The following is a 3,765-nucleotide window of genomic DNA, read 5'->3' on the forward strand; positions in this document are numbered from 1 at the left end:
ATTGCCGCCTGCTTTCTTGATCTCTTCCGCGACCGTGTTCGCACCGTCCTGGTTCAGGTCGGCGATCGCGACCGCCGCGCCGGCCTTGGCCAGCTCCAGCGCGATTTCCTTGCCGATGCCGCTTGCGGCGCCCGTGACCACTGCCACCTTGCCGTTCAAGTCCGCTGCCATGCACGTCTCCTTCCATATCGGGTCAATCATGCGCACAACTGCCGTACGAACCGCGATCGTCGCGCGGCCACCGGCAGACAAGTCGCTATTGTGCATGATCTGCCCCCGCCGTTCGCTGTCAAAACGTCTAAGCTTAAGGTCGGTCCTGTCATGCAGGAGGCACTCATGCACTATCGACGGCTTGGCCGCTCCGGCCTGCAGATCAGCGCACTCTCGCTCGGCTCGTGGGTCACTTACGACAATCAGATCGACCGGCGTGCGGCACGCGAATGCCTGGCGGCCGCACGCGACGCCGGCGTCAATTTCTTCGACAACGCGGAGGTCTACGCGGGCGGCAAATCCGAGGAAATCATGGGGCATGCGCTCAAGTCGCTCGGCTGGCCGCGCGTCAGCTACATCGTGTCGACGAAATTCTTCTGGGGGCTCGCGGAAGCACCGAATCAATATCACACGCTGAACCGCAAGTACCTGCTGAACGCGATCGACGGTTCGCTGCACCGGCTGCAGCTCGATTACGTCGACCTCGTCTACTGCCATCGCCCCGATCCGCATACGCCGATCGAGGAAACCGTGTGGGCGATGAGCGACATGATCGCCCGCGGCAAGGCGCTGTACTGGGGGACGTCGGAGTGGAGTGCGGACGAAATCCGCGCGGCGTACGAAATTGCAGAGCGGCACCATCTGCACAAGCCGGTCGTCGAGCAGCCGCAATACAACCTGTTTCACCGTACGCGGGTGGAACAGGAGTATGCGCGGCTCTACGAGGATTACGGGCTCGGCCTCACGACCTGGAGCCCGCTGGCGTCAGGGCTGCTCACGGGCAAGTATCGGCATGGCGTCCCGCCGGGCAGCCGCGCGCAAGTTCAGGGCTACGACTGGCTTCGGGAACGGCTGACCGACCCGGCCAGAAACGAGATCGTCGAACGGCTCGGCCGGATCGCCGGCGAACTCGGCTGCGAGGTCGGCCAGTTGGCGATCGCCTGGGTGCTGACCAATCCCCATGTGAGTTCGGTCATCACCGGCGCCTCCCGGATCGAGCAGATTGCCGAAAACATGCACGCACTCGATGTCGTCGACAAGCTGTCACCGGAGATCAAGCAACGCATCGAGGATCTGGTCGGCAACGCGTACGAATGAAGCAGTTGCCGGCCACTCGCGTACAATACGCGGCCACGTCGATGCCCGCCCAGCCGAGCGCACCTAGCCGGCCGCTGACGATCGACAGGCTTCTACCGATTCACCTTCCGTTCCAGGCAGTTCGTCATGCTCAGCTATCGTCACGGTTTTCACGCAGGCAACCACGCAGACGTGCTCAAGCACGCCGTCGTCGTCCAACTGCTGCGCTACCTGAACAATAAGGACAAATCGTACTGGTATATCGACACGCACGCCGGCGCAGGCGTGTACTCGCTGCGCGACGGCTACGCGGCAAAGACGTCGGAATTCGATACCGGCATCGGCCGCCTGTGGAACGACAAGAATCTGCCGCCGGTGCTCGCCGAGTACCTCGACGAAGTGCGAGCGCTGAACGACGACGGCGAATTGCGCTTCTATCCGGGCTCGCCGTACATTGCGTGGCGGATGATGCGCGAACAGGACCGGATGCGGCTGTTCGAAATGCACAGCACCGAGATCGACGTGCTGCGCCACAATTTCCGTGATGCGGGCCGGCGGGCGATGATCTTTTCGGGCGACGGCTTCGAGGGCATCAAGGCGCTGCTGCCGCCCGCGCCGCGACGCGCGCTCGTGCTTATCGATCCGTCCTACGAGGACAAGAAAGACTACGCGCGCACGCTTGCCTGCGTGACGGAATGCCTGAAGCGTTTTGCGACCGGTTGCTATGCGATCTGGTACCCGCAGGTCACACGCACGGAATCCCAGCGTTTCCCCGAGCAGTTGAAACGGCTGCAGCCAGACAACTGGCTGCACCTCAGCCTGACGGTATCGAATCCGCCGGCGGACGGACTCGGCTTGTACGGTAGCGGGATGTTCATCCTGAATCCCCCGTACACGCTCGCGCAAAGCATGAGGGAAACACTGCCCTACCTGACGGAATCGCTCGGACAGGACAGCGGCGCCCGGTGCACGATAGAACACCGGGGAAATTGAGCGCGCACGTCCGGATCAGGGTTGCCGCGGCTGTGGTTGCGGCACCGGTTTCGATTGCCCGGCCGGCGGCGTTCCCCATCCGGGGACGTTGATGTAAGGCGCGACGAACAGCGGTATCGAGGTGCCCGGCGTCTGCTCGGCCGGTGCACGCATTTTCGCCGGTTCGACGATGGGTTCGGAGGAAAGCGGCGCGGTCTGCAGCAGCAATCCGCTCTTGCCGTCCTGAATGCCGCGCTGGGTATCGAGAACCAGCGGCTGAGTCGCGGCTGTCGCATACGCAACGAGCCCATGAATGAGTAGCGTTCCGGCCAGACCGAGACGCACACATGCCACTCCGCGCGCAGCGAGACTAAAGCGCATGGTCTTGACCTCTGATGTTGAAAAACAGGCCCATACCATAACGCCGCGCGGCCGACTCCACCAGATCCGTCGCACAAAAAAACAAAGCCCCGTCAATACGGGGCTTGCTTATCGAGCGGCGCCACGCGGCACCTGACGGACGTCGATTACAGCGAGTAGCCGCTGGTTTCGAGCGAGCGGATACGCTGCTCGAGCTGGACGATGTCCGACGACGTCGCGAGGTAAGCCTCACGGCGCTCACGTTCTGCGGATTCGAACCAGTTGCTCAGCTTTTCGACGATGTAGGCGATCATGATGTTCTCCAAGGAAGGGGGACCCCTGGCGAATCGAGATTCAGGGATTTCCCGTATAGGGTATTCCCGAATTATAACGACGCCGCACCAAGATGCTAGTGAAATGCTTGCATGGAAGCCATTCCAATTCGGAATGAGACGCTCAACGGCACTCGCAACCCATTGATTTTTATCGATATCGAACCGGGGCCCGTCTTGCGTCTCGAGTACATGCACTAATCTGGTTCACTGACAGGGTCGGCCAGACGCGCCAAAATCGGGCATTCGGGACGTCCGTCGCCATGGCAGTGCGCGGCCAGATCGGCCAGCGTGTCGCGCATGTCGGTCAATTCCGCTATGCGCTTGTCGAGCTCGGTCACGTGTTCGAGGGCGATGGACTTCACTTCGGCACTGGCGCGCGAGCGGTCCTGCCAGAGCATCAGCAGCTTGCGGATGTCCTCGACGAGAAAACCGAGCCGCCGTGCCTGGCGGATGAAGCGCAGGATATGCACTTCGTCCGAACCGTAGATCCGGTAACCAGCGTCGCTACGCTTGCTCGGCGTCAGCAGACCGACCTGTTCGTAGTACCGGATCATTTTTGCGCTGACTCCGGATTCGCGCGACGCGTCGCCGATATTCATTCCCCCGCCCTCTCATCAAGCCTCGGTTGCGAACAAAGTGCTGGCGAATGTGGTCGCCAGTCGCATCTCGATCGTATCAAATCGCGCTGTTTTGTTCCGGTGGTGGTGACGTACGGTCAGAGGTGAAGGAGAGAAGGACGCGGGAGCGCCCCCCCCGAACGCGCACGGTTTGTGAATGTGCGTCGCCGATTCTGCCGGCCGAGATTCTCGCA

6 protein-coding genes are annotated in these 3,765 nt (G+C 61.9%); 2 read left to right on the plus strand and 4 right to left on the minus strand.

Going from position 1 to position 3,765, the window contains the following annotated elements; genetic code table 11:
- A partial coding sequence (locus tag ACV22Z_RS35535; RefSeq protein WP_448080919.1) for an SDR family NAD(P)-dependent oxidoreductase occupies nucleotides 1–171 on the minus strand: 171 nt, incomplete at its 3' end.
- 165 nt (nucleotides 172–336) lie between these two features.
- Between ACV22Z_RS35535 and ACV22Z_RS35540 the strand changes: the two genes are divergently transcribed.
- The gene (locus ACV22Z_RS35540; protein WP_448080914.1) at nucleotides 337–1,308 is read left to right on the plus strand and encodes a potassium channel beta subunit family protein; all 972 of its coding nucleotides are present in this window, start codon (nucleotides 337–339) and stop codon (nucleotides 1,306–1,308) included.
- Nucleotides 1,309–1,434: 126 nt separating this feature from the next.
- Nucleotides 1,435–2,280, plus strand: a complete 846-nt coding sequence (locus tag ACV22Z_RS35545; protein ID WP_448080915.1) for a 23S rRNA (adenine(2030)-N(6))-methyltransferase RlmJ — start codon at nucleotides 1,435–1,437, stop codon at nucleotides 2,278–2,280.
- A gap of 15 nt (nucleotides 2,281–2,295) precedes the next feature.
- On the opposite strand, the gene ACV22Z_RS35550 is transcribed toward ACV22Z_RS35545, so the two are convergent.
- The 3 genes from ACV22Z_RS35550 to cueR all read right to left on the minus strand — a co-directional run bounded on the left by ACV22Z_RS35550 (nucleotide 2,296) and on the right by cueR (nucleotide 3,553).
- Complete coding sequence (locus ACV22Z_RS35550; protein WP_448080916.1) at nucleotides 2,296–2,604, minus strand: hypothetical protein; 309 nt, start codon at nucleotides 2,602–2,604, stop codon at nucleotides 2,296–2,298.
- Nucleotides 2,605–2,786: 182 nt separating this feature from the next.
- Complete coding sequence (locus ACV22Z_RS35555) at nucleotides 2,787–2,933, minus strand: DUF3563 family protein (protein WP_448080917.1); 147 nt, start codon at nucleotides 2,931–2,933, stop codon at nucleotides 2,787–2,789.
- Between the two features lie 215 nt (nucleotides 2,934–3,148).
- Nucleotides 3,149–3,553 (minus strand): Cu(I)-responsive transcriptional regulator, encoded by a 405-nt coding sequence (cueR, locus tag ACV22Z_RS35560; RefSeq protein ID WP_448080918.1) that lies wholly within the window; start codon nucleotides 3,551–3,553, stop codon nucleotides 3,149–3,151.
- Nucleotides 3,554–3,765: the final 212 nt, after the last annotated feature.

The organism is Burkholderia sp. PU8-34 (assembly GCF_053427725.1).